Annotated in this window: 22 protein-coding genes; 12 read left to right on the forward strand and 10 right to left on the reverse strand. The window is 59.7% G+C overall.

What is annotated here, in order from left to right; genetic code table 11:
* Positions 1-94: 94 nt before the first annotated feature.
* The 6 genes from DXB44_RS04300 to rsmD form a co-directional block, all read right to left on the reverse strand.
* Complete coding sequence (locus tag DXB44_RS04300) at positions 95-2,572, reverse strand: PASTA domain-containing penicillin-binding protein (RefSeq protein ID WP_118657868.1); 2,478 nt, start codon at positions 2,570-2,572, stop codon at positions 95-97.
* Positions 2,573-2,687: 115 nt separating this feature from the next.
* A complete protein-coding gene (locus tag DXB44_RS04305; RefSeq protein WP_055185494.1) occupies positions 2,688-3,167 on the reverse strand; it encodes a hypothetical protein in 480 nt (159 codons plus the stop codon).
* 39 nt (positions 3,168-3,206) lie between these two features.
* Positions 3,207-4,172, reverse strand: coding sequence for a 16S rRNA (cytosine(1402)-N(4))-methyltransferase RsmH (gene rsmH / locus DXB44_RS04310; RefSeq protein ID WP_055185495.1), 966 nt, complete (start codon positions 4,170-4,172; stop codon positions 3,207-3,209).
* A 36-nt stretch (positions 4,173-4,208) separates the two neighbouring features.
* Entirely contained in the window at positions 4,209-4,628 is a 420-nt protein-coding gene (mraZ, locus tag DXB44_RS04315) for a division/cell wall cluster transcriptional repressor MraZ (protein WP_118657869.1), read from the reverse strand.
* A 228-nt stretch (positions 4,629-4,856) separates the two neighbouring features.
* Positions 4,857-5,318 (reverse strand): ATPase, encoded by a 462-nt coding sequence (locus tag DXB44_RS04320; RefSeq protein ID WP_118657870.1) that lies wholly within the window; start codon positions 5,316-5,318, stop codon positions 4,857-4,859.
* Positions 5,315-5,890 (reverse strand): 16S rRNA (guanine(966)-N(2))-methyltransferase RsmD, encoded by a 576-nt coding sequence (rsmD, locus tag DXB44_RS04325; protein ID WP_097778484.1) that lies wholly within the window; start codon positions 5,888-5,890, stop codon positions 5,315-5,317. Before rsmD ends, DXB44_RS04320 begins: the two co-directional genes overlap by 4 nt.
* Positions 5,891-6,078: 188 nt before the next feature.
* Between rsmD and DXB44_RS04330 the strand changes: the two genes are divergently transcribed.
* The 5 genes from DXB44_RS04330 to DXB44_RS04350 all read left to right on the forward strand — a co-directional run bounded on the left by DXB44_RS04330 (position 6,079) and on the right by DXB44_RS04350 (position 11,691).
* Complete coding sequence (locus tag DXB44_RS04330; protein WP_055185498.1) at positions 6,079-6,699, forward strand: flavodoxin family protein; 621 nt, start codon at positions 6,079-6,081, stop codon at positions 6,697-6,699.
* 356 nt (positions 6,700-7,055) lie between these two features.
* The gene (locus tag DXB44_RS04335; protein ID WP_118657871.1) at positions 7,056-9,446 is read left to right on the forward strand and encodes a glycoside hydrolase family 2 TIM barrel-domain containing protein; all 2,391 of its coding nucleotides are present in this window, start codon (positions 7,056-7,058) and stop codon (positions 9,444-9,446) included.
* A 157-nt stretch (positions 9,447-9,603) separates the two neighbouring features.
* Positions 9,604-9,999: a hypothetical protein gene (locus DXB44_RS04340; protein ID WP_055185500.1), complete on the forward strand. Its 396-nt coding sequence runs from the start codon at positions 9,604-9,606 to the stop codon at positions 9,997-9,999.
* Between the two features lie 6 nt (positions 10,000-10,005).
* Positions 10,006-10,851, forward strand: coding sequence for a DUF5685 family protein (locus DXB44_RS04345; RefSeq protein WP_118657872.1), 846 nt, complete (start codon positions 10,006-10,008; stop codon positions 10,849-10,851).
* 87 nt (positions 10,852-10,938) lie between these two features.
* Positions 10,939-11,691, forward strand: coding sequence for a J domain-containing protein (locus DXB44_RS04350; RefSeq protein WP_118657873.1), 753 nt, complete (start codon positions 10,939-10,941; stop codon positions 11,689-11,691).
* Positions 11,692-12,113: 422 nt separating this feature from the next.
* Here DXB44_RS04350 and DXB44_RS04355 read toward each other — a convergent pair whose 3' ends face one another.
* The gene (locus DXB44_RS04355; protein ID WP_015537396.1) at positions 12,114-12,593 is read right to left on the reverse strand and encodes a hypothetical protein; all 480 of its coding nucleotides are present in this window, start codon (positions 12,591-12,593) and stop codon (positions 12,114-12,116) included.
* A 342-nt stretch (positions 12,594-12,935) separates the two neighbouring features.
* Between DXB44_RS04355 and DXB44_RS04360 the strand changes: the two genes are divergently transcribed.
* Complete coding sequence (locus tag DXB44_RS04360; protein WP_118657874.1) at positions 12,936-13,493, forward strand: TetR/AcrR family transcriptional regulator; 558 nt, start codon at positions 12,936-12,938, stop codon at positions 13,491-13,493.
* Positions 13,494-13,687: 194 nt separating this feature from the next.
* Positions 13,688-14,362: a hypothetical protein gene (locus tag DXB44_RS04365; protein WP_118657875.1), complete on the forward strand. Its 675-nt coding sequence runs from the start codon at positions 13,688-13,690 to the stop codon at positions 14,360-14,362.
* Positions 14,363-14,477: 115 nt separating this feature from the next.
* On the opposite strand, the gene DXB44_RS04370 is transcribed toward DXB44_RS04365, so the two are convergent.
* Positions 14,478-15,152, reverse strand: coding sequence for a GntR family transcriptional regulator (locus DXB44_RS04370; protein ID WP_055185506.1), 675 nt, complete (start codon positions 15,150-15,152; stop codon positions 14,478-14,480).
* Positions 15,153-15,275: 123 nt separating this feature from the next.
* Entirely contained in the window at positions 15,276-15,917 is a 642-nt protein-coding gene (locus tag DXB44_RS04375; protein ID WP_118657876.1) for a phosphatase PAP2 family protein, read from the reverse strand.
* A gap of 124 nt (positions 15,918-16,041) precedes the next feature.
* Here DXB44_RS04375 and DXB44_RS04380 point away from each other — a divergent pair, with 124 nt between their 5' ends.
* The 5 genes from DXB44_RS04380 (at position 16,042) to DXB44_RS04400 (ending at position 21,028) form a co-directional block, all read left to right on the forward strand.
* Positions 16,042-16,950, forward strand: a complete 909-nt coding sequence (locus DXB44_RS04380) for a Cof-type HAD-IIB family hydrolase (protein ID WP_118657877.1) — start codon at positions 16,042-16,044, stop codon at positions 16,948-16,950.
* Between the two features lie 237 nt (positions 16,951-17,187).
* Positions 17,188-18,150 carry a bifunctional 4-hydroxy-2-oxoglutarate aldolase/2-dehydro-3-deoxy-phosphogluconate aldolase gene (gene eda / locus DXB44_RS04385; RefSeq protein WP_097778473.1) on the forward strand — a complete coding sequence of 321 codons (963 nt, stop codon included), beginning with the start codon at positions 17,188-17,190 and terminating at the stop codon, positions 18,148-18,150.
* Between the two features lie 93 nt (positions 18,151-18,243).
* A complete protein-coding gene (locus tag DXB44_RS04390; RefSeq protein WP_055185510.1) occupies positions 18,244-19,269 on the forward strand; it encodes a sugar kinase in 1,026 nt (341 codons plus the stop codon).
* 19 nt (positions 19,270-19,288) lie between these two features.
* Positions 19,289-20,137: a 5-dehydro-4-deoxy-D-glucuronate isomerase gene (gene kduI / locus DXB44_RS04395; protein WP_118657878.1), complete on the forward strand. Its 849-nt coding sequence runs from the start codon at positions 19,289-19,291 to the stop codon at positions 20,135-20,137.
* Positions 20,138-20,227: 90 nt separating this feature from the next.
* Positions 20,228-21,028, forward strand: coding sequence for a gluconate 5-dehydrogenase (locus DXB44_RS04400; protein ID WP_118657879.1), 801 nt, complete (start codon positions 20,228-20,230; stop codon positions 21,026-21,028).
* A 644-nt stretch (positions 21,029-21,672) separates the two neighbouring features.
* On the opposite strand, the gene DXB44_RS04410 is transcribed toward DXB44_RS04400, so the two are convergent.
* Positions 21,673-22,977: a hemolysin family protein gene (locus tag DXB44_RS04410; RefSeq protein WP_118657934.1), complete on the reverse strand. Its 1,305-nt coding sequence runs from the start codon at positions 22,975-22,977 to the stop codon at positions 21,673-21,675.
* Between the last annotated feature and the right edge of the window lie 105 nt (positions 22,978-23,082).

Raw genomic sequence — 23,082 nt, forward strand, 5'->3', positions numbered from 1 at the left:
TCTCGTTCTATTGAATGCTGCACCCTCATCCGTCACTGCCTTGCGGCAGTGCTTTATGCCGAAAGCCTTGGTCGAGGATGCCGAAAAAGCTGTTTTACCCACAGGTCAGGGTGATGATGGTGCCGCGCTGCACGCTGGAGCCGGGCTCGTCGCTTTGCGCCTGCACCGTGCCGCTGCCCTCCACCACGCAGTTCAGCCCGGCGGCGCTCAGCATCTGGCGGGCAAAGTCCGGGCTCTTGCCTGTCACATCCGGCACCTCGGTGTGGCTGCCCTCGTAGGTATCGGTATACAGGTAGATGGTGGTGCCGTAGGGCACCTTTGCGCCCGCGTGGGGGTACTGGTAGGTGACCGGGGCAGCAGACTGGCTGCTCTGACTCTCCTGCAGCTGATGCTTCAGGCCCTGAATATTCAGGCTTACCTGCGCGTTGCTCCACTCGGTGCCCACAAGGTTCGGCACGGTGACGATGGTGCCGCTGCGGTCCTCGCCGTCGGTGGCGATGCCCAGATAGGGAGCCACCTCGCTGATGATATTGCCCGCCACAGGGGCTGCAAGGATGGAGGAATAGTCCGTCCGGGCGTTGTTGGGGTCGTCCAGCATGACGTAGACCAGAATTTCCGGGTCGTTGGCGGGCAGCACTGCCACGAAAGAAGCCACCTTTTTATAGTCGCCGTCGGCGCGGCGGTGCATATTCAGCTGCTCGGAGGTACCGGACTTGCCGCCAATGCGGTAGCCGGACACATAGGCGTTTTTGCCGCCGCCGGTACCGTTGCCCACCTCGTACTCCATCATCTCCCGGATGACCTCGCTGGCGCTCTGGCTGATGACCTGGCGGCGCACGTTTGCGCCGATCTCCTGAATGACGTTTCCGTTGGCATCGGTGATCTTATCCACCACATGGGGGGTGACCAGATACCCGCCGTTGACGGTGGCCGCAATGGCGGTGCACATCTGCAGCGGGGTGATAGCCATGGCCTGACCGAAGGAGGAGGAAGCCAGCTGCACCTCGCCCAGCTGGTCGGCGCGGTAGTACTGCATAAAGTTGGTCTCGCTGGGCAGGTCTACCCCGGTGCGGGCGGTAAAGCCGAAGGCATCGAAGTAGTTATAGAACTGCTGCGAGCCGACACGCTGCCCCAGCTGGATGTAGTAGATGTTGCAGCTCTTGCGCAGCGCCTCGGCCATATTGAGCAGGCCGTGCGCCTTGCGCCCTGCGCAGTGGTAGGTTTCCTTGGCTACGCCGTAAGCGCCGGAGCAGGTAAAGGTGGTGTTCATGGTCGCCACGCCGGAGTCGATGCCCATGGCGGAAGTGATGACCTTGAACACAGAGCCCGGGTAGTACAGCTCGGTGATGGCCTTGTTTTTCCACAGGATATCCCGGTAGTAGCCGGAATAGTCCGCTTCCTCGTCCAGAATTTTGTTGCCCTGTTCATCGGTGATGTAGTTGCCGTCGGCGTCCTTTTTATAGACGCCGTAAAGCTCCGGCTCTGCGTGCACCAGCTCGTTGAGATAAGCCTCGTTGGCGGTGTAGTTCAGCGGGTCGTTGGGGTCAAAGTCCGGCTTGGAAGCCATGGCAAGGATAGCGCCGGTCTTAACGTTCATTACAATGGCGCAGCCGCGGTTTTCCACCGTATTGGCTGCAATGGCCTCGTTCAGGTACCGCTCCGCGATTTCCTGCACATTCACGTCCAGCGACAGCACCAGATTGGAGCCGTCCTTGGCGGCAAAGGTGGTGGCGTTGGCGTCTGCAATGGCGTTGCCCACCGCGTTGCGCTGGGTGATGGTGCGGCCATCTACACCGGCCAAGGTGGACTGGTAGGATTTTTCCAGTCCGTAGGTGCCGACGCCATCCGCATCCGTAAAGCCCAGCACCGCTGCGGCAAAGGCACCGTAGGGGTAGTTGCGCTGGAAGCTCTTTTCCGAGGACACCGAGATGCGCCCCTTGCGGGAGGTATCGGTGGCCTTTTTGTGCGCCTTGTTGAAGCTGGTGACGTACTTTTCAATGGAAAGCTTCACCGCGTTGTTCACCTTGGTGGCAAGGGTGACGTAGGCAGAATCCAGCCGGGAAAGTGCATCGTACACGGTCTGGTACTGCTGCTGGTACTCTGCCGAGGAGGTATCCACGCTGTCCAAGCTCTCGCCGTCCCCGGAGAGCAGACGCAACGTCAGCTCCCGGCTCACCTCGGCACACATGGCGGGGTCCAGCGTTTTGGTCACGGTGTCGTCATCATTGGTCTTGCTGGTATAAAGGATGCTGCTGTAACTGGGGTCTGCCCAGATGGTCCACACCACACTGGTGGAGGCAAGGGTGATGCCGGAAGCATCATAGATCTCGCCCCGGGTGGCCTTGATGGTGGTATCCAGCAGCTGCTGCTGGGCGGCGTACTGGCGGTACTCTGCTCCGTGGATGATCTGGATATTATACAGGCTGCGGATGACGATGGCTGCCGCCACCACCACCGCAAGGATGCCCAGACGGCTGCAAATCCGCCGCACCCGGCTGTCCAGCCGATCCCGTCCGGTGGCCGGACGCAGGCGGTAGCCCCTGCTTTTTTTGTTACGGAAAGGTTCTTGCATTGGTTCTCTCCTGCGGGGCGTGCACTGCATTCCGCACGCCCTGCGCTGTTATATTTGTTCAGACTGTGGTGTCCATAAACCGAAAAAAGCGTGCGCTGCCGCACGCTTTTTCCGTTTATCTCACGGTGCCCAGAATGTTCACCGCACCGGTGTACAAAAAGTCGGTCCATTGCCGCACGGTGGATTCCCGGCGCACCAGTGCGCCGCTTTCCCCCAAGCGGATGTAGGTGATCTGGCTGGGGTCTACTTTCATCAGACCCAGCCGCCCTGCGGTCTCCTCCACGCTGGCAATGTTGGTCTTGCTGTTCAGAGTGCTGTTGTAGTAGGTATACTGGCTCTGTTCGCTGACCAGCTGCGCCTTAGTGGATTGGATCTGGTCGTTCAGCTCCACCAGCTGTGCCTCGCTCCACAGCAGGCTGATGGCAAAGCCCACCAGCAGTGCTGCCGCCACCAGATTCATGGCATTATGTACAGCGGCCTGCAGCGGGTTCAACCGCCGCTTGCCGCCCTTTGCTACCCGCAGGTTTGCTTTGCGCTGGGGCTGCGGTGCCCTGCGGCGGCGCACCGCGTTACGATCGTATGCTGGCTGACCCATGATTCCTCTCCTCCTCACGATGCCGGTGCTTTCGGCATCTCAGCATTTTTCCAGTACACGCAGGTGGGCGGAACGGCTGCGCCGGTTCTCCTCCAGCTCCTGCGTATCAGCTTCAATGGGTTTGCGGGTGATAAGCTTTGCCTTTGCCTTGCCTCCGCATACACACACCGGAAACTCCGGCGGGCAGGTACAGGCTGTGGACCAGCGGCGGAACTTGTTCTTGACCAGCCGGTCCTCCAGAGAGTGGAAGGTGATCACGCACAACCGGCCGCCCGGTGCAAGGTGATCGAAAATGGTATCCAAGCCCTCTTCCAGCGCGTCCAGTTCGTGGTTCACTGCAATGCGCAGTGCCTGAAAGGTGCGGCGGGAAGGGTTCTTGTTTTTGCGGCGCTCTGCCGGAGGCATGGCGCTTGCCACGATATCTGCCAGCTGCAGGGTGGTCAGGATGGGAGCAGTTTCCCGCGCCTCCACGATCTTTCCTGCGATCTGCCATGCGTAGGGTTCCTCGCCGTAATCCCGCAGGATGCGGGCAAGCTCCTCGCGGCTTTCGGTGTTCACAAGGTCTGCGGCGGTCTCGCCCTGCTGGCTCATGCGCATATCCAGCGGTGCATCTGCCCGGTAGGAAAAGCCCCGGGCGGCATCGTCCAGCTGATGGCTGGAAACGCCAAGATCCAGCAGCGCGCCGTTGATCTTTTCAATGCCCAGCTGCTCCAGCGCCTGTCCCGCATAACGGAAATTGATCTGCACCACGGTGGCAGGCAGCCCGGCCAGACGGGAGCGCGCGGTCTGCACCGCGTCCGGATCCTGATCCAGCGAGATGAGCCTGCCGCCCTTGGCGGCGTCCAGCCGCAAAGCGATCTGGCGGGAATGTCCCGCGCCGCCAGCGGTGCCGTCCAGATAGGTGCCCGCCGGGTCGATGGCAAGCCCTGTCAGGCACTCGTTCAGCAAAACGGGGATATGCTCAAACGAGGCCGGGTCAAAGGGCTGCTGTTCTTCAAAGGCCATTGGCACGGCCTCCTTTCTCGGTTTTAGTTTTTTGCATCAGAGGTGCAGCTTGCGCAGCCGCTCGGCGCGCTGGTCGTTGGTCACGGCGGCGCGGCGGGCGTTCCAGACCTCGGTGGCCCAGATCTCGGCGTGGTTGCGGTTGCCGATGATGGTCACGTCCTTTTCCAGCCCGGCGTAGGCGCGCAACTCTGCGGGCAGCAGAATACGTCCCTGCTTGTCCGGCACCACCTCGCAGGCGGTGCTGAACAGATCGCCGGAGATGGCCCAGCTGTCCATCAACTCATCGCTTTCCAGCTTGTCCGCCAGCCGCTCCACTTCTTCCATGGGCAGCGCGAACAGGCAGTTGTCCACCCATTCCAGCACCACGAAGCTCTCGCCCATGGCATCGCGGAATTTTGCGGGGAAGTTCAGCCGCCCCTTGGCGTCGATGGTGTAATCATAACGGCCAAAAAACACGCGCTGCTCCCCCTTTCAGGGGCGTTTGCAGGGCGTGTGCCCTACTTTTACCCACTTTGCCCCACCGATACATCTTTATTGTAGCAAATCAGACCCGTGAATGCAAGGGTTTTCGGGCGGCTTTTGGCCGCAAAAATCCACAAAAAAAGTCCCTGTGAGCCGTCATTTTTGCTCACAGGGACTGCATTTTCCGCAATGTGTGGAATTTGTGTGGAAAGTTGACCGTTATCAGCCGTTTTTCTTGGCGTTCTGGCGCAGGCTGTTACGGATGTTTTTGACCTGTGCGGCGTTTTCCACCATGGTATCCTCGGTGGTGCGCAGCATATTCTCGCAGTAGTCGGTCACGGTCTGGCGCAGGGTGCGTGCCTCGGTCTGGGCTGCGGAGGTGATCTCAGAAGCACGCTGCTGGGCGGCCTTGACGATCTCGGCGTCGCTGACCAGAATGCGGGCGCGCTCCTCGGCCTTTTTCACAATAGCCTGTGCCTGTGCGTTGGCGCTGTCCACGATCTGTGCCCGGTCGTTCACGATCTGCTGCGCCTGCCGCAGCTCGCCGGGCAGAGCCGCCCGCACCTCGTCCAGATAATCCCGGATCTGCTCCACGTTCACGATGCGCTTGCCGCCGGAAAGGGGCACATTTGCGCTCTCTTCCAGTGCATCCTCAATGGTATCCAAAAGCTCGTTCACGTTCATAAGGCTTCTCCCTCCTGCTCAGCGGCGGGCTGCATGGGCTTTGTGTACTTCCACAGCAGCACCTTGCCGTATTTATACTGTTTTTGCAGGGTCAGACTGCCCGCCTGCGCGGGCAGCACGATGCCTGTTTCGCTCTCGCACAGCACGATGCCGCCGGGGGCAACGCACTTTTCCACGGCCGGCAGGATCTTTTCCAGCGTGCCGCCGCGGAAGGGCGGGTCCAGCAGCACCAGATCGAACTGTTCCCGGCAGGCCGACAAAAACCGCGCAGCCTCGCCGATATTCACCCGGCTGCGGTCAAACACGCCGCAGGCCTTGCAGTTGCGCATCACGATGCTTACAGCCTCCCGGTTCTCGTCCAGAAAGACGCACCGGGCCGCACCCCGGCTCAGCGCCTCGATGCCCAGCTGGCCGCTGCCGGCGTACAGATCCAGCACCCGTGCCCCGGGCAGGTCAAACTGTACGATGCTGAACATCGCCTCCTTCACCTGCGAGAGGGTGGGGCGGGTGACATCGGTGCCGGGCAGTGCTTCCAGCCTGCGGCCCCGGGCTTCTCCTGCGATCACGCGCATGATGTTACCTCCTTGCCGTAGCTGCCGCCCCCGCGGCAGCCGGTTTGAACTCTTTCGTATCCTTTATTATCTCCCAACTGCATAGCATTGTCAAGAGCCCGCATTGCGCTGCGGGCGGCTTTGTGCTACAATCATAGCAGCAATATTGCGCATTTTACGGCGCATTTCAGCAAAGGAGAGTATACAGCATGAAAGTTCTGCTCATCAACGGCAGCCCCCACGAGAAGGGCTGCACCTACACCGCCCTTTCCCTTATTGCCGGGGAGCTGAAGGCACAGGGCATCGAAACCGAGATCCTGCACGTCGGCGGTCAGCCCGTGGGCGGCTGCATCGGCTGCGGCGGCTGCCGCAGCGGCAACGGATGCGTGTTCGGCGGCGTGGTCAACGAAGCCATTGAGAAGGCCAAGACCGCCGACGCCTTCGTGTTCGGCAGCCCGGTGCACTACGCCTCCGCTGCGGGCAACATGGCCAGCTTTATGGACCGTCTGGCCTACGCGGGCGGCAAGTATCTGGCCTACAAGCCCGCCGCCATCTGCTGCTCTGCCCGCCGCGCCGGTACCACCTCCACTCTTGACCAGCTGGTCAAGTACCCCCAGTTCTTCCACATGCCGCTGGTCAATGGCTCTTACTGGGCCATGGTGCACGGCTCCAACCCCGAGCAGGTGCTGCAGGACGCCGAGGGCTGCGCCGTGATGCAGGAGCTTGGCCGCAACATGGCATGGCTGCTGCACTGCATCGAGGCCGGTAAGGCCGCCGGGATCGACCACCCGCAGAACCCGCCCCGCCCCATGACCAACTTTATCCGCTGAGATAAAAGATTTGTTATGCGCTCCGCGTTGCTCTGCGCATCTTCAGCGGAAGAATTATTTTAAATTTATGGATTGGGAAACTCCACAGAGTTTCCCAATCCATTTTTTCACATACAGCCCCTCTCGTGAAAATGATTTCAGAGCCCCGGAACGCCGCCGGCGTTCCGGGGCTCCATTTCTATGGGCGATTTTGTACAATTTTCCCAAGTATTTCTTGGGCAACCTGCCACCGGCGGCTTTCGCAGCGCAGCAAAATTTCTGCTGTTCCGGCACAAAAGGGGCGCGAATGCTTTTTTCGTTCATAACTTTGTGATACCATACCTCTATAAGCTTATCACTCAGACGGAGATCCTGCTATGGAACACTACGATTGGAACGAGGGCTGGCTGTTCACCCCCACATTCGACCCGGCGCTGGTGCGCCCGGAGTGCCCGGAGCTTCCCCTTACCCCGGTGCGGCTGCCCCACACGGTCAAGCCCCTGCCTTATAACTACTGCAATGAGAACGACTACCAGCGCCTGTGCGGCTACCGGCGGGAGTTTTTTGCGCCCAAGGAGTGGCTGGGCCGCACCGTGCTGCTTACCTTCGGGGCGGTGGCGCACGATGCCACCGTGTTCTGCAACGGGCGGCGGCTGTTCCACCATGGCTGCGGCTATACCGCCTTTACGGTGGACCTGACCGGCGCGCTGCGTCTGGGACAAAAAAACGTGGTGGCTGTGCGCTGCGACAGCCGGGAGGATCTGAACATCCCGCCCTTCGGCGGGCAGCTGGATGCGCTGACCTACGGCGGCATCTACCGCGCCGTCAGTCTGGATATCAAGGAGCCCGCCTACCTGCGGGACGTGTTCATTGAAGCAAAGGCGGAGGGCGATTTCCGCATCTACACCGCCACCGTGGGCGAGACGGTCGGCTGCACCCTGCAGGCCGAGATCCGCAGCCCCGCCGGGAGCCGAGCGGTGTACAGCGGCGAGCTTTCCCTGCCCATCACCGGCACGTTGAACAACGTGCACCCGTGGAGCTTAGAGCACCCTACCCTGTACACCCTGACCGTGCGGCTCATCCGCCCCGGCACCGGCGGTCTGCCCGACCGGGTGCTGGACGAAAAAACGGTGCGGTTCGGCTTCCGCACTGTGCAGTTCGTGGCAGGCGGGCTGTACCTGAACGGTCAACGGGTGGAGCTGCGCGGTCTTGACCGGCACCAGAGCTACCCCTATCAGGGCTACGCCATGCCGGACAGCATCCAGCGGCTGGACGCCCAGCTGCTGAAAAAGGAGCTGGGCTGCAACGCCGTGCGCACCTGCTATGCGCCCCCCAGCCCGGCGTTTCTGGACGCCTGCGATGAACTGGGTCTGCTGGTATTTACCGAGATGCCCGGCTGGCAGCACATCGGCGATGAGGTCTGGCAGGCGCAGGCGCTGCAAAACTGCCGGGAGATGGTGTGCCAGTACCGCAACCATCCCAGCATCTTTTTGTGGGGTGCCCGCATCAGCGGCAGCCCCGACAACGAGACCTTTTATAAACGCACCAACGAAGCCATCCACCGGCTGGACCCCACCCGCCCCACGGCGGGCACCCGCAGCATCCGTAAGAGCCAGCTGCTGGAGGACGTGTACGCCTACAACGATTATTCCTACGCTGGGCGCGGCGCGGGCTGCGAAAACCGCGCCGCCGTGACCCCCGACACCCGCAAGGGCTACCTCATCAGCGAGTTCGGCGGACAGAACTTCCCCGCCAAGCCCTTTGACGATGAACCTCACCGTCTGGTGCAGGCGCTGCACCACGCCGCCGTGCTGAACGACAGCATTGCCCAGCCGGGCGTGGCGGGCAGCTTTGGCTGGTGCATGACCGACTACAACACCCACCGGGAATTCGGCAGCGGCGACCGCATCTGCTACCATGGTGTGATGGATCTGTTCCGCAACCCGAAGCTTTCTGCCGCCGTTTATGCCAGCCAGAAAACGCCCCGCGCCCCCTCCGACATCGTGCTGGAGATCTCCTCTGCCATGACGCTGGGCGACCTGCCCGGCGGCGCAGCCGCCGCCTGCTGGGTGTTCACCAACGCCGAGAGCGTGCGGCTGTACCGCGGCAATGACTTTGTGGCCGAGTTTGGCCCCGACCGCCGGGGACGCTTTGCCGCCCTGCCCCACCCGCCCATTGAGATCAATGATTTTGTGGGCTCGCTGCTGGAAAAGTACGAAGGCATGGATCACGCCACCGGCGCACAGGTCGCCGCCATCCTCAATGAGCTGCGGCGGGACGCCATGGCGCTTTCGCCCCTTTCCAAGGCGCGGATGCTCTCGCTGCGGCTGAGCTGGAACGAGCTGCTGCGGATGTACTACAAGTACATCGGTGTGCTGGGCAGCTCCGCGCCGGTGTACCGGTTCGAGGCGGTGTGGCATGGCCGCGCCGTCCGCACCGTGGTGCGGGAGCCGGTGCAGAGCGTCCGGCTGGAGTGCACCGTGCACAATCCCCTGCTGACCGATGGCCCCACATGGGACTGTGCCGCCGTCAGCCTGCGCGCCATCGACCAGAACGGCAACCTGCTGCCCTACTGCGGCGAAGCCGTCTGCCTGTCTGTGGAAGGGCCGCTGAAAATTCTGGGTCCCAGCGTGGTGCCCCTGCGGGGCGGCATGGCGGGCACCTACCTTGCCACCACCGGCGAGGCCGGACGCGCCGTGCTGCACTGCCGCATGGAAGGCGCGCTGGACACCGAAGCCGTGCTCACTGTGCGCAGCCGGGAAGGGTAGACGCACTTAAAGTCCGTCCTTTCATGATAGATTTGCAGTCTGTTCAAAATTTTATCATGGTTGGCTGATATTCTAGAGGTACAAAGTATTCCGCAGGGCGGCGCTGCTGCCCTGCGTTTCCATGTGTAAAGCCCCAGAGAAGAGGATGCGAAAACCTATGAGAGAAAAATTCCGTCAATTCATGATCGGGCGCTACGGCACCGATGGCCTGAACCAGTTTTTGAGCATGAGCTCCATCGTGATGCTGCTGGTATCGCTGCTCACCCGCGTTTCCCTGTTCACATGGCTGGGCGCGGCACTGCTGATTTTGTGCTACTACCGCAGCCTGAGCCGCAACATCTCCAAGCGCACTGAGGAGAACTACCGCTTTTACAGCCTGAAGGACCGGTTCAACAACAAGTTCCGCAGCCTGAAGGAGCAGTGGGCCAACCGCAAGCTGTACCACTACTATCGCTGCCCCCAGTGCCGTCAGAAGCTGCGGGTGCCCCGGGGACGCGGACGCATCCAGATCTCCTGTCCGCGCTGCGGCACCCAGTTCATCAAAAAGAGCTGAGCCGCCATGTTTGGATATGTGATCCCGGATCGGGCCAGCCTCAGCCCCGAGGCGCAGAGCCGCTACCGCTCAGCCTACTGCGGGCTGTGCCGCCGCATCGACGCCTTGCACGGGCTGCGGGGACGATTCAGCCTGAGCTATGACCTGACCTTTTTAAATATCCTGCTGTGCAGCCTGTACGAGGGCGAAACGCCCGCAGACAGCGGCATCGACCGCTGTCCCGTCCACCCGGTACACGGTGTACTTTGGCGCAGCGCCGACCCCACCGACTACTGTGCCGACCTGAGCGTGGCGTTGCACTACTATAATGCGCAGGACAAATGGCAGGACGACCACAACCTGCTGGCGCTGGGCTACAGCGCTTTGCTGGACAACAGTACCGCCGAGGCCGCCCAGCGCTGGCCGCGGCAGTGCAATGCGATCCGCACTTGTCTTGCCAAGCTTGCCGAGTATGAGGCCGCCGGCAGCACCGACCTTGACGCGGTGTCCGGCTGCTTTGGTGCACTGATGGCAGAGCTGTTCGACTACCGGCAGGATCGCTGGGCACCGGAGCTGCGCAGCATCGGCTTCCATCTGGGCAAGTTCATCTACCTGCTGGACGCCTACGATGACCTGCCCCGCGACAAGCGCCGGGGCGCGTACAACCCCCTGCGGGAGCTGAGCACCCACCCGGACTACGAGGAAGAGATGCTGGACATCTTCGAGCTGCTGCTGGCACGCTGCGCGCAGAACTTTGAGCGTCTGCCCTGCGTGGAGGACGCAGATCTGCTGCGCAACATCCTGTATTCCGGCGTGTGGCTGAAATACAACTGCAAAAACGCAAAACGCACCGGAAAGCCCGATGCGTCTTGATTTTGTGCCGATGTTCCGGTAAAATAAAACGGATGCGGTGCAGCGATGCTGTACCGTCAGTATAATGAGTGAGGAAGTATACCGAGCATGAGAGATCCCTATGAGGTGCTGGGCGTTCAGCGCGGCGCAAGCGACGACGAGATCAAAAAAGCATACCGCGCCAAGTGCAAGCGCTGGCACCCGGATTTGAACCCCAACGACCCCACGGCGGAGGAGCATTTCAAGGAGGTGCAAGCCGCCTACGATGCCATTACCAAGGGCGATACCGGCCCCCAGATGGGCGGCAACCCCTACGGCGGCTACCAGCAGCAGAGCTATAACCAGCAAGGCTATGGGCAGCAGGGCTACGGCCAGCAGAACTACGGTTACACCGGCTTTGATGGCTTTGACGGGTTTGAGGGCTTCGACCCCTTTGGCTTCGGTTTTGGCTTTGGCGGCTATCAGCAGGCCGGGCCCAGTGCCTCCGGCACCGACACCCCGGAGATGCAGGCCGCCCGCAATTTTGTGGCCAATGGCCGCTACGCCGAGGCGCGCCGCGTACTGGACGGCATGACCGGTCGCAATGCGCGGTGGTATTATCTCTCCTCGCTGGCCAATCAGGGGCTTGGCAAAAGTGTGGACGCTTTGCAGGACGCCCGCCGCGCCGTGCAGCTGGACCCGAACAACACCGAGTACCAGATGCATCTGCGCCGGATGCAGAACCCCGGTCAGACCTACCGCACCCAGACCACCTACGCCCAGCCCGGCGGGCTTTTGCGCTGGTGCTGGAGCATGATTTTGCTGAACCTGCTGTGCAACTGCTGCTGCGGCGGCTGGGGCTTCCGTGGGTTCAGGATGTGATGGGAAGAGAACGATTTGAATGCGCTCCGCGATGCTCTGCGCATAATTAGCGGAAAGAATGTTTTTATTTGTAAATCGGGAAAATCTGCGGATTTTCCCGATTTGCTTTTTCACGAGGAAGGGGTCGTAGCGGTAAACGGCATTTGCAGCAAGCTAAGCACTCCCCCAGTCGCGGCTATCGCCGCGCCAGCCCCCTCGGAGATGGGGCCTTTGGCATAGAGATAAACCTTCCGGCTAAAGTGCAAAGTTTGCGGGCGCGCCAGAGGCTCCCTCCCAGAGGGAGCTGGCAAAACCGTCAGGCTTTGACTGAGGGAGTTTTACTCTGTCGCGGAAGCCATTTCAAATCATCCACTCTGCCAAAAAAGGCTGCTGCACGCACGGTGCAGCAGCCTTTTTCTATTTGCGGATGTAAGGGGTCGCTCTTACTTCTGGGGAGCCTCGAAAGCAATAGCGGTAGCACCGGCAGCAGCGTCCACGCTCTTCAGAGAGATGGGAGCCACCTCATAGTGCAGGGTGTCAAAGCTCTGGGTGTTGCCGTCCTCGGTGGTGAACTCCAGAACGTAGACAACGTCAGCCTGCTTGTCAGCCTCGACATCGCGGGTGATGACGATGCTCTCGCCGTCAGCCAGACCCTCGCCTGCCAGGTTCTCGCCCTTGTCCTCAGAGCCTGCATCGTACAGGTACAGCTCGGTCACCTTGCTGCCGGTGGTGTTGTACACGGTGTACTCGGCAGAAGTAGCCTCAGCCTCAGAGGAAACGACCTCGGAGGAAGCAGCCTCGGAAGAGGCAGCAGCAGAGGATGCGGTGGAGGATGCAGCGGTAGAGGCAGCACCGCCGCAGGCGGTCATGCCGACAGCCAGTGCCAGAGCGGCAGCGGCAATTGCAACAGTCTTGAGCTTCATAGGGATATCTCCTTTTTTCTTATGTTGGTGTCAGGCCTCCGGCAGCATACCAACTGCCTTGGTTGGGCTGATGTTCTCTTATTATACGCACATTGACAAAAAAAGCAAGCTTTTTTCGTCAAAAATCAACGATGAAACAAGAACTGTTACCATTTTGACATGAATTTGGTACATTTTAGGTGGCAGAAACATGAAACAGGTTGCATATATGCAGCTTTCGTTTCCTGCCGCTGTGCAGACGGCGAAATAGAGCTACAAAAAATTTTATTTTCCCCTTGACAACAGCCCACCGCCGCTGTATACTATGCATCGTGAACGTTGTTCATGTTGGAGGGTGAGTGTATGAATCCAATGGCAACATCCAAGGCGGACATCCTGAAAACCAGCCGGGAGCTGATCCAGCAGAACGGCTGGGCAGCGGTCAACATCCGTGCGGTCGCGGCCGCCTGCGGGGTCTCCGTAGGCTGCATCTATAATTACTTCGGCTCCAAGACCGAGCTGGTGAGTGCGGCAGTGGAAAGCATCTGGAACGACATCTTCCACCACCCGGAGGATGAGACTGTGTTTCAGGACACCCTGTCCTGCATCCGGTGGATGTACCGGCAGATGGAATACGGCTGCCAGCAGTATCCCGGCTTCTTCACACACCATGCGCTGGGTTTTGTGCGGCAGGACACGGACGACGGCAAGCAGCAGATGCGGCAGACATGGCAGCACATTCTGGATGCTTTGTGCAACGTGCTGCGCCACGATGCCAAAGTCCGTCCGGGCGCTTTTACCGAGCAGTTCACCCCGGAACAGTTTGCGGGCATCCTGTTCTCCCTGATGCTGTCCGCGGTGGTGCAGCAGAACTTCGACCCCTCTGCGGTGCTGGAGATCGTGCGCAGAACCATTTATTAAGCAAAAAAACATCCCACAAGCCTTGTGGGAGTTTTTTAAGCCCGAATGTGAACATGGTTCAATTTGGTTTTTGCGCCCCTCGAAACATACTATTACCAGCCTTTTTCCCTACGATGCTTCCGGTACGGCTCTGCCGCGCCGGTTCACTATAAAATCAAAAAACTGCAATCAAAACAAATAAAGGAGAAAAACGTATGAGAGCAATCATTGAGACCGTTTTCGACATCTTCTATCTGATCACCGTACTCACGGTGGGCATCCGCATGATCTGCGGCAGCAAGGCTGGCACCCAGTTCCGCCTGTTCGGCCTGATGGCCGTTGTGCTGGGCGCGGGCGACTCCTTCCATCTGGTGCCCCGCGCACTGGCACTGTGCACCACCGGTCTGGAAAACTACGCTGTGCCGCTGGGTCTGGGCAAGTGGATCACCTCTGTGACCATGACCGTGTTCTATGTGCTGCTGTACTACGTCTGGCGCAAGCGCTACCAGATCGAAGGACAGAAGAACGTGACCGCCGCAGTGTACGCCCTGTCCGCTGTGCGCGTTGTGCTGTGCATGATGCCGCAGAACCAATGGCTCACCAACCACACCCCGCTGGCATGGGGCATCCTGCGCAATGTGCCCTTTGCCCTGCTGGGTCTGCTGATCATCGTGCTGTTCTACCGCAGCGCCAAGCAGAACAACGACAAGGCTTTCCGCTGGATGTGGCTGACCATCGTGCTGAGCTTCGGCTTCTATATCCCCGTGGTGCTGTGGGCAGACGTGAACCCCATGATCGGTATGCTGATGATCCCCAAGACCTGCGCCTACGTCTGGACCGTGCTCATCGGCTACAACGCCATGAAGGCTGAGGCCGGCAAGCAGAACTAACCTTTTTCCCTGCTGCTTAACAGAAAACCCGCCGACAGACAGCGATGCACTGCTCTGCCGGCGGGCTTTTTATATTGTATAAATAAATGTGGCTCCACATTTAAACAGTTTCTTTTCACTCCTCGGTGAAATACTCCGGGTGGACGCTGCGGGCCTGCTCCACCGAAAGCTTATAGCGGTTCAGGTGGCTTTCCAGCGCCTCGCCCAGTTCATCGGCGGTGCCATGCAGCAGCATTTCCAGAATGCGGGTGTGGGCAGCGCAGACGGATTTGTTCTCGTTGGTCTGCAAGCTGAACTTGCGGATACGCTCCACGTGCTGCAGCTCACCCAGCATGTGGTCAAAATGCGCCTCCATGCCGGTGATTTCAAAGGCCTTGCGGTGGAACTGGTTGTCCAGTTCCAGCAGGCGGGTCTCCCGGTTCGGCTGGGTCAGGTCGGCTTCCAGTAAGCGGTAGTTCTCGATGACCTGCCGGTACTCCTGCTCCTGCTGGTCTGTCAAGCGGCCGCGCACCCGGTTCAAGATCTCTTTTTCCAGCGTAAAGCGGGCAAACTGCTCCAGCTCCATCCGCTTCAGGTCGATGGGAGCCACATGGGTACCGCTTTGCGGCTTGATGTCCACCATGTGGGCAATGTTGAGCATGATCAGTGCCTCCCGCATGGGGGTGCGGCTGATGCCCATCTGCTCCGCAAGTTCCCTGTCGTTCAGGGGGTCGCCGGGCTTCAGCTCCATGGTGATGATCCGGCTGCGGATGGTCTGATACGCCTGTTCCCTCGCACTCAAAGATGCCATTGCAGTGTTCTCCCTTCGGGGTCAGTTGGTGATATACTAGTATATGACCATATTACCCAACTGCCGGGCAACTGTCAATAGCAGGAGCGACCGAAAATCAAGGGCAATTTTTTGCTATTTTGTTCAATGAAGTGCCCGCGCCGGGCGGTACACCACCGGCAGCCACACAAAAGCCACCGCCAAGCCGCAGGCCACATCAATGACCGAGTGCTGCTTGGTGAACACGGTGGACAGGCAGATCAGCGCCGCCCACGCCCATGCCAGCACCTTGCGCAGAGGCTTGCCCTCTGCCAGCTTGCTGTGGCTGAAAGCCATTGCCATGCAGGCAGAGCTCTGGCAGTGGATGGAGGGGCAGACGTTCACGGCGGCGTCAGCCTTCCACAGCAGCTGCATGATCCGCAGCGCAGGGTTATCCCGGCCAAGGGTCTCCACGGCGGGGCGCAACTCCAGCCCGTTGGGCAGGATCATGTACACGATCAGGCAGAAGGTCATGCCGGAAAACATGGTCAGGCAAAGCTTATCGTAGGTGGCGGTATCGCACCACCACAGTGCCGCCGTCACCCCTGCCAGCAGCAAAAACCAGCTGCAATAAGGGATCACGAACCACTCGTTGAAGGGGATCAGATCGTCCAGCGGGCTGTGCAGGATATATTTTGGGGCAGTGATGGCGAGATCCAGCCAGAAGAACCAGATCAGGTACACCACCCAGTACAGCTGGTACCACAGGTGCGGGCGGCACCGGCTGCGCAGTTGGTCAAACTTCATGTCGTTTCTCCTATTTTTTATGTGAATTGACGTGTTATTATAGCATATTCCGTCCACTTGCGCAATTGCCGCCCCTGCGCTACAATAAAAATAAACTGTATCTTATTTATAAAAGGAGTACGTCATGCCACAAGAATTTCCCGCCATCCGTCTGGTCGCGCTGGATCTGGACGGCACCCTGCTGAACCGCGAGGGGCACGTCACCCCCCGCACCCGCGCCGCTCTGCAAGCTGCCGTGGACAAAGGCGTGTACATCGTGCCCGCCACCGGGCGTCCGCTGGCCAGTCTGCCGCCGGAGGTGGCGCAGCTGCCCGGCATCCGCTACGCCATCACCTGCAACGGTGCCGCCGTGTGGGACTTGGGCAGCGACCCCGTGGGCGCAGTGTACAGCCGCTATTCCAACGCAAAAGAGCACCGCACCAGCACCCCGGTCTGCCTGCTGCACAGCCTGATGCCGGTGGAGACTGCCCGTGAAGCCTTTGCCGTCTGCGAGAGCTGCCACGCCGACCTGCGCATTTTCTCGGACGGATACGCCTGCACCGATGCCCGCAGCATTGCGCTGGCCGCCGCCCGGGCAGCAAAGAAGGACGGCACCGAAGCGTGCCAGCCCAACGATGGCCGCTTTACCATTCTGCGGGACGCAGCCGAGTGGATGAGCCGCAACGCCTTTGCCATTGAAAAGCTCTGCGTATTCTTTGAAACCCCGCAGCAGGCTGCGGCTGCCTTGCCCCGCTTCCGCGCCGTCCCGGGCGTAGAGATCGTACAGGGGTCGCCGAAAAACGTGGAGGTGACCGCCGCCGGTGTGGACAAGGGCGAGGCGCTGCGCGCACTGGCCGACCGGCTGGGCGTCCCGCACGCGTGCACTCTTGCGGTGGGCGACAGCGAGAACGACCGCGCCATGCTGCAAAAGGCCGGGGTGGCCGCTGTAATGGCCAACGGTATGCCGGAGATCCGGGCGCTGGCGCACCTTGTCAGCAAGGCCGACTGCGACCACGACGGCGTGGCCGAGATACTGGAAACCCTTGGCATCTGAGCCAGTTTTTGCAGCAATTTTCCAGCATTTTTACCGGCTTCTGCCCCAATTTTTCGGGTCATTCGTCATTTTTGTGCAATGTATACAAGCTATTATGCCAAACATTGTGCTTGTTGAGCATTACCAAAGACGGGCTGTTCGTTTATACTAGTATCATAAGCGCGTATGGGGGTATTGCGCCCACAGGAGCAAACCCGACGCACCGAGAGAGTTCAAATATAAAAGGAGAAATGCGTTATGAATCCCATCGTAGAAAAGGTCTATCAGATCGGCATTATCCCTGTTATCGCTTTCAACAGCGTTGATGAGGCCCTGCCCCTGTGCAAGGCTCTGTCTGAGGGCGGTCTGCCCGCAGCTGAGGTCACCTTCCGCACTGCCTGTGCTGAAGAGTGCATCCGCAAGATCCACGAGGAGATGCCCGAGATGCTGCTGGGCGCCGGCACCGTTCTGACCTGCGAGCAGGCCGACCGTGCTATGGCTGCCGGTGCTTCCTTTATCGTTGCTCCCGGCTTCGACCCCGAGGTCTGCAAGCACGTCATCGCCAAGGGCGGCATCATGATGCCCGGCACCTGCTCCGCAGGCGAGATGCAGCAGGCCATGAACATGGGCTGCGAGGCTCTGAAGTTCTTCCCCGCTGAGGCAAACGGCGGCGTGGGCATGCTGAAGAACATCGGCGCTGCCCTGAAGGGTGCTCGCTGGATGTGCACCGGCGGCGTCAACGCCAAGAACGTCAACGATTATCTGGGCTATGACCAGATCTTTGCCGTGGGCGGCACCTGGATGTGCAAGAGCGACGTGATCAAGGCCGGCGACTGGGCAAAGATCACCGCACAGAGCAAGGAAGCTGTTGACACCATGCTGGGCCTGAAGCTGCTGCACGTCGGCATCAACACCGGCAACGAGGAAGAGGCCATGAAGGTGGCTAACCTGATCGGCGCTATGCTGAACATGAAGGTCGCTCCCGGCAACTCCAGCATCTTTGTCGGCAACAAGGAGTTCGAGATCATGAAGAAGCCCGGCCGCGGCACCAATGGCCACATCGCCATCGGCTGCAACAACGTGGACCGCGCCATCTACCACCTGTCTCAGCGCGGCGTGAAGTTCGATCTGGACAGCAAGAACGTGAAGAACGGCAAGACCGTTGCCTGCTACATGGCAGACGAGATCGCCGGCTTTGCCTTCCATCTGGTGCAGGCATAAGCGCCTGTCCCCTTTTACCCGTAAAAGCCCCGCCGCAGCGGGTATGCCCTGCGGCGGGATGAATGAAACACCTGATATAAAGGAGAATAACCAATGAAAGTCGTTACTTTTGGCGAACTGATGGTCCGTCTGCAGCCCTTCAACTACGAGCGTTTCGTTCAGGCTAACAGCCTGGAGTTCAGCTTCGGCGGCGGCGAGGCCAACGTTGCTGTTTCTCTGGCCAACTACGGTCTGGACGCAGCTTTCGTTACCAAGCTGCCCGCACACGCGATCGGTCAGGCCGCTGTCAACAGCCTGCGCCGCTACGGCGTTGATACCAGCATGATCACCCGCGGTGGTGACCGTGTGGGCATCTACTACAACGAGAAGGGCGCTTCTCAGCGTGGTTCCGTCTGCATCTACGACCGTGCCAACAGCGCTATCCAGCTGGCTCAGCCCTCCGACTTTGATTGGGATAAGATCTTCGAGGGCGTGGATTGGTTCCACTTCACCGGCATCACCCCGGCTCTGGGCGAGAACGTTGTCGAGATCTGCCGCGAGGCCTGCAAGGCTGCTAAGGCTCATGGCGTGAAGATCAGCTGCGACCTGAACTACCGCGGCAAGCTGTGGACCCGTGAGCAGGCCCGCGCTGCCATGACCGATCTGTGCCAGTACGTTGACGTCTGCATCTCCAACGAGGAGGACGCAAAGGACGTGTTCGGCATCGAGGCCGAGGCTACCGATATCTACGGCGGCAAGCTGAACGCTGAGGGCTACAAGAGCGTTGCCAAGCAGCTGGCTGACAAGTTCCACTTCGAGAAGGTGGCCATCACCCTGCGTGAGAGCCACAGCGCCTTCGACAACGGCTGGAGCGCTATGCTGTACGATGTTGCTTCTAACGAGTACTGCTTCTCCAAGAAGTACGACCTGCACATCATCGACCGCGTTGGCGGCGGCGACTCCTTCGGCGGCGGCCTGATCTACAGCCTGCTGACCGGCAAGAGCACCCAGGAGGCTGTGGAGTTCGCAGTTGCAGCTTCCGCTCTGAAGCACTCCATCGAGGGCGACTACAACATGATGACCGTGTCCGAGGTCGAGAAGCTGGCCGGCGGCGATGGTTCCGGCCGTATCCAGCGCTAATTGCAGAAGGGAGTCCGCTATGGATATCCGTTATTCCTGCAACCAGAAGGATTTCAAGCGCTATACCACCGAGGAAATGCGGGACGAGATGCTGATCACCGGCCTGTACAAGGCAGATGAAGTGGTGGCCGTTTACAGCCATGTGGATCGTATGGTCACGCTGGGCTGCATGCCGGTACACGAGACCGTGTCTATCGACAAGGGCATCGACATCTGGGCCAACTTTGGCACCCATTATTTCCTGGAGCGCCGCGAGATCGGCATGTTCAACATCGGCAAGGATTCCACCGGTATCGTGGTGGCCGACGGCGTAAAGTACGAGCTGGGCTATAAGGACTGCCTGTACATTACGCAGGGCACCAAGGAAGTCACCTTTGCTTCCGCCGACCCGAAGCATCCCGCCAAGTTCTATATGGTCTCTGCTCCGGCACATTGCGCTTACCAGACCCGTCTGATCAAGATGGCTGACGCAAACCACCGCCCGCTGGGCAGCGTGGATACCTGCAACAAGCGCACCATCAACCAGTTCATCCACCCGGATGTGCTCAAGACCTGCCAGCTGAGCATGGGTATGACCGAGCTGGCACCGGGTTCCAACTGGAACACGATGCCCAGCCACACCCACGAGCGGCGCATGGAGATCTATACCTACTTTGAACTGCCCGAGGGACAGGTGGTGTTCCATATGTGCGGCGAGCCTACCCAGACCCGCCACATCGTGATGCACAACGAGGATGCTGTCATCAGCCCCTCCTGGAGCATTCACAGCGGCGTAGGCACCTCGAACTATACGTTTATCTGGGCAATGGGCGGCGAGAACATGGAGTTTGACGACATGGACAACATCGCTACCACTGACCTGCGCTAAAAAGCACCAATCAAACGCCCCGTACCGGGTTGCCGGTACGGGGCGTTTTGCTAAAAAATTAACTTGGATACTGTAAAAAAGGAGAACATCATGGATCTGTCTGCATTCAACCTGCAGGGCAAGGTAGCCCTGATCACCGGCGGTGCCCACGGCATCGGTTTTTCCATCGCAGAGGGCATGGCCAAGTGCGGCGCCGTCATCTGCTTCAACTGCTCCTCTGAGGCCAGCTTGGAGAAGGGCATGGCTGCCTACAAGGCTGCCGGCATCGACGCCCACGGCTATGTGGCAGACGTTTCCGACGAGGACGCCGTAAACGCCATGGTGGCAAAGATCAAGGCCGAGGTCGGCTCTGTGGACATTCTGGTAAACAACGCCGGTCTGATGAAGCGCGTGCCCATGATCGAGATGAGCCACGCCGACTTTATGCGGGTGATCGACGTCCATGTGGGCGGTGCCTTCAACTGCTCCAAGGCCGTGCTGCCCGACATGATGGAAAAGCGCGCGGGCAAGATCATCAACATCTGCTCCATGATGAGCGAGCTGGGCCGCGAGACCGTCTCTGCCTACGCCGCCGCCAAGGGCGCCCTGAAGATGCTGACCAAGAACATCGCCTCCGAGTACGGCGAGTACAACATCCAGTGCAACGGCATGGGCCCCGGCTACATTGCCACCGCCCAGACCGCGCCCCTGCGCGAGATCCAGCCGGACGGCAGCCGTCATCCCTTTGACAGCTTCATCGTTGCCAAGACCCCCGCAGGCCGCTGGGGCGACCCGGAGGACATGGTTGGCCCCTGCGTGTTTCTTGCCAGCCACGCATCCGACTTTGTGAACGGCCAGATCCTCTACGCCGACGGCGGCATTCTGGCTTATATTGGCCGCCAGCCTAAGTAAATCCTGAAAAAAATCCCCCCGGCGCTGCTCGCCGGGGGGATTTTTTATAGGCAAATTAGACGATTTTGAATGCGCTCCGCTTTGCTCTGCGCATAATCAGCGGAAAGATTATTTTTAATAGAGCAATGCCGGAGCGTCTGCGGACGCTCCGGCATTGCATTTTCACAGGAGGGGTTTGGAACGAACTCCCTCAGTCAAAACCTGACGGTTTTGCCAGCTCCCTCGGGGAGGGAGCCTTTGGCATAACGGCAAAGTTTCTGGCTCAAGCGCAAAGCTTCCGGGAGTGCTCGCTCCCCCTCGGGGGAGCTGTCGCGCAGCGACTGAGGGGTTTTAAATGGAGAAGCGAAAAAAGCGTTAAAGCGATAGCGCCGACTGGCGCAGCGCTAGCTTTTTTGTGCTTCGACTTCTTCTTTAGGATTGTTAAGGGCGTGTAGCCCTTGACCCGTTGCGGGGTGGGTGGAGTCCAGAGGTAGGGAGGGGGGAGTCGGAACACCCCTCCCTGCCTCTGGCCCAGCGGAGCGTCTTTGCACGCTGAATACAAGCAGAAAATTCCCCTGCGGAGCGCTCCAAACGCATTTTCACAGGAGGGGTCGTAACCAAAAACCGGCTGCCGCACGTTTTGTGTGCAGCAGCCGATCGGTGTTTTATTTAGAGGTCATTCTGCCAAAGTGGCCTTTTTCCTCTTCGTCCTTTTTAGTCTCAGGCTTTTCCGCCGGGGTCAGACGCACCTCGGTCACGCGGCGCTTGGCGGTGCGGGTGACCACGCCGTCGTAGCTGCCCAGCGTAAAGCGGTCGCCCACCTTGGGCAGACGGCAGGTCTTTTCCTGCACCAGACCGTTCACTGTGTTGGAGTCGATATCCTCGTCCTCCGGCAGTCCCAGCCGCTCGTACAGGTCGTCCACACCAGCGCTGCCCAGTACGATCCAGCTGCCGTCCGACTGCTTGCGGAAGTCCTCGGTCACCTCATCGTGTTCATCCCAGATCTCGCCTACCAGCTCCTCCAGAATGTCCTCCAGCGTGATGATGCCCTCGGTGCCGCCGTACTCGTCCACCACCACAGCCATGTGATGGTGCTGCTCGCGCAGGGTGCGCAGCAGCTGGGAGATCTGGGTGGAGCCGGTGGTGTAGAGGGTGGGCTTGACCAGATCCTCCAGCTTGACCTCCTTTTTCAGGCGTGCCATGTAGAAGTCCTTTTCATGTACCACGCCAATGATGTTATCAATAGTGTCGTGGTACACCGGCAGACGGGAGTAGCCGGACTCCGCAAAGGTCTGTGCCACCTCTTCCAGCGGCAGATCGTCCTCCACCGCGATCACATCCACGCGGGGGGTCAGGATCTCCTCCACCTCCACGTCATCAAACTCGATGGCGCTGCGGATCAGCTCGCTTTCCCGGTCGGTCAGCTCGCCGTCATTCTCGGCTTCGCTGACCATGGTCATCAGCTCACCCTCGGTGATGGTGTCCTCCTCAGTGCTGTGGACAAAGTGCCCCAGAAAGCGCTTCCACTGGCTGAACAGCCACGTCAGCGGGGTAAATACCAGCATCAGCAGGCTGAGCACCGGTGCAACTGCGGTGGCAACCGTTTCCGGCATCTCCTTTGCAAGGCTCTTGGGGGTCACCTCGCCAAAAATCAGCACCACCACGGTCAGCACCATGGTGGACACCGTAGCGCCCCGCTCTGCACCCAGCATCTTGGTGAAAATGATGGTGCCGATAGAAGCTGCGGCAATGTTTACGATATTGTTGCCGATGAGGATAGTGGAAAGCAGCTTATCGTATTTTTCAGCCATTGCCAGCACCCGGGCGGCAGAGGTATCGCCGTCCTCGGCGCGGCTTTTCAGGCGGATCTGATTCAGGGAAGAAAATGCGGTCTCGGAGGCGGAGAAAAAGGCAGAGAGTGCCACCAATACTACCAGCGCTACCCAGAGCGTCATACTGCCATCGTCCATAAAAAGGAAAATCACACTCAACTTTCTGTTTTGATTTGCCCCGCTCCGGCAACGCGCCTGAGCGGGTTTTGTCTATAAACTTTCCTACATACAAAAATGTGCTTT

The sequence above is a fragment of the Faecalibacterium sp. OM04-11BH genome (genome assembly GCF_003482185.1).
GTDB classification, from domain to species: domain Bacteria; phylum Bacillota; class Clostridia; order Oscillospirales; family Ruminococcaceae; genus Faecalibacterium; species Faecalibacterium tardum.

Coding starts and splice junctions, on each gene's coding strand:
- DXB44_RS04300 (WP_118657868.1), bottom strand. CDS start 2,572: ATGCAAGAACCTTTCCGTAACAAAAAAAGCAGGGGCTACCGCCTGCGT.
- DXB44_RS04305 (WP_055185494.1), bottom strand. CDS start 3,167: ATGGGTCAGCCAGCATACGATCGTAACGCGGTGCGCCGCCGCAGGGCA.
- rsmH (WP_055185495.1), bottom strand. CDS start 4,172: ATGGCCTTTGAAGAACAGCAGCCCTTTGACCCGGCCTCGTTTGAGCAT.
- DXB44_RS04320 (WP_118657870.1), bottom strand. CDS start 5,318: ATGAACGTGAACGAGCTTTTGGATACCATTGAGGATGCACTGGAAGAG.
- rsmD (WP_097778484.1), bottom strand. CDS start 5,890: ATGCGCGTGATCGCAGGAGAAGCCCGGGGCCGCAGGCTGGAAGCACTG.
- DXB44_RS04330 (WP_055185498.1), top strand. CDS start 6,079: ATGAAAGTTCTGCTCATCAACGGCAGCCCCCACGAGAAGGGCTGCACC.
- DXB44_RS04335 (WP_118657871.1), top strand. CDS start 7,056: ATGGAACACTACGATTGGAACGAGGGCTGGCTGTTCACCCCCACATTC.
- DXB44_RS04340 (WP_055185500.1), top strand. CDS start 9,604: ATGAGAGAAAAATTCCGTCAATTCATGATCGGGCGCTACGGCACCGAT.
- DXB44_RS04345 (WP_118657872.1), top strand. CDS start 10,006: ATGTTTGGATATGTGATCCCGGATCGGGCCAGCCTCAGCCCCGAGGCG.
- DXB44_RS04350 (WP_118657873.1), top strand. CDS start 10,939: ATGAGAGATCCCTATGAGGTGCTGGGCGTTCAGCGCGGCGCAAGCGAC.
- DXB44_RS04355 (WP_015537396.1), bottom strand. CDS start 12,593: ATGAAGCTCAAGACTGTTGCAATTGCCGCTGCCGCTCTGGCACTGGCT.
- DXB44_RS04360 (WP_118657874.1), top strand. CDS start 12,936: ATGAATCCAATGGCAACATCCAAGGCGGACATCCTGAAAACCAGCCGG.
- DXB44_RS04365 (WP_118657875.1), top strand. CDS start 13,688: ATGAGAGCAATCATTGAGACCGTTTTCGACATCTTCTATCTGATCACC.
- DXB44_RS04370 (WP_055185506.1), bottom strand. CDS start 15,152: ATGGCATCTTTGAGTGCGAGGGAACAGGCGTATCAGACCATCCGCAGC.
- DXB44_RS04375 (WP_118657876.1), bottom strand. CDS start 15,917: ATGAAGTTTGACCAACTGCGCAGCCGGTGCCGCCCGCACCTGTGGTAC.
- DXB44_RS04380 (WP_118657877.1), top strand. CDS start 16,042: ATGCCACAAGAATTTCCCGCCATCCGTCTGGTCGCGCTGGATCTGGAC.
- eda (WP_097778473.1), top strand. CDS start 17,188: ATGAATCCCATCGTAGAAAAGGTCTATCAGATCGGCATTATCCCTGTT.
- DXB44_RS04390 (WP_055185510.1), top strand. CDS start 18,244: ATGAAAGTCGTTACTTTTGGCGAACTGATGGTCCGTCTGCAGCCCTTC.
- kduI (WP_118657878.1), top strand. CDS start 19,289: ATGGATATCCGTTATTCCTGCAACCAGAAGGATTTCAAGCGCTATACC.
- DXB44_RS04400 (WP_118657879.1), top strand. CDS start 20,228: ATGGATCTGTCTGCATTCAACCTGCAGGGCAAGGTAGCCCTGATCACC.
- DXB44_RS04410 (WP_118657934.1), bottom strand. CDS start 22,977: ATGGACGATGGCAGTATGACGCTCTGGGTAGCGCTGGTAGTATTGGTG.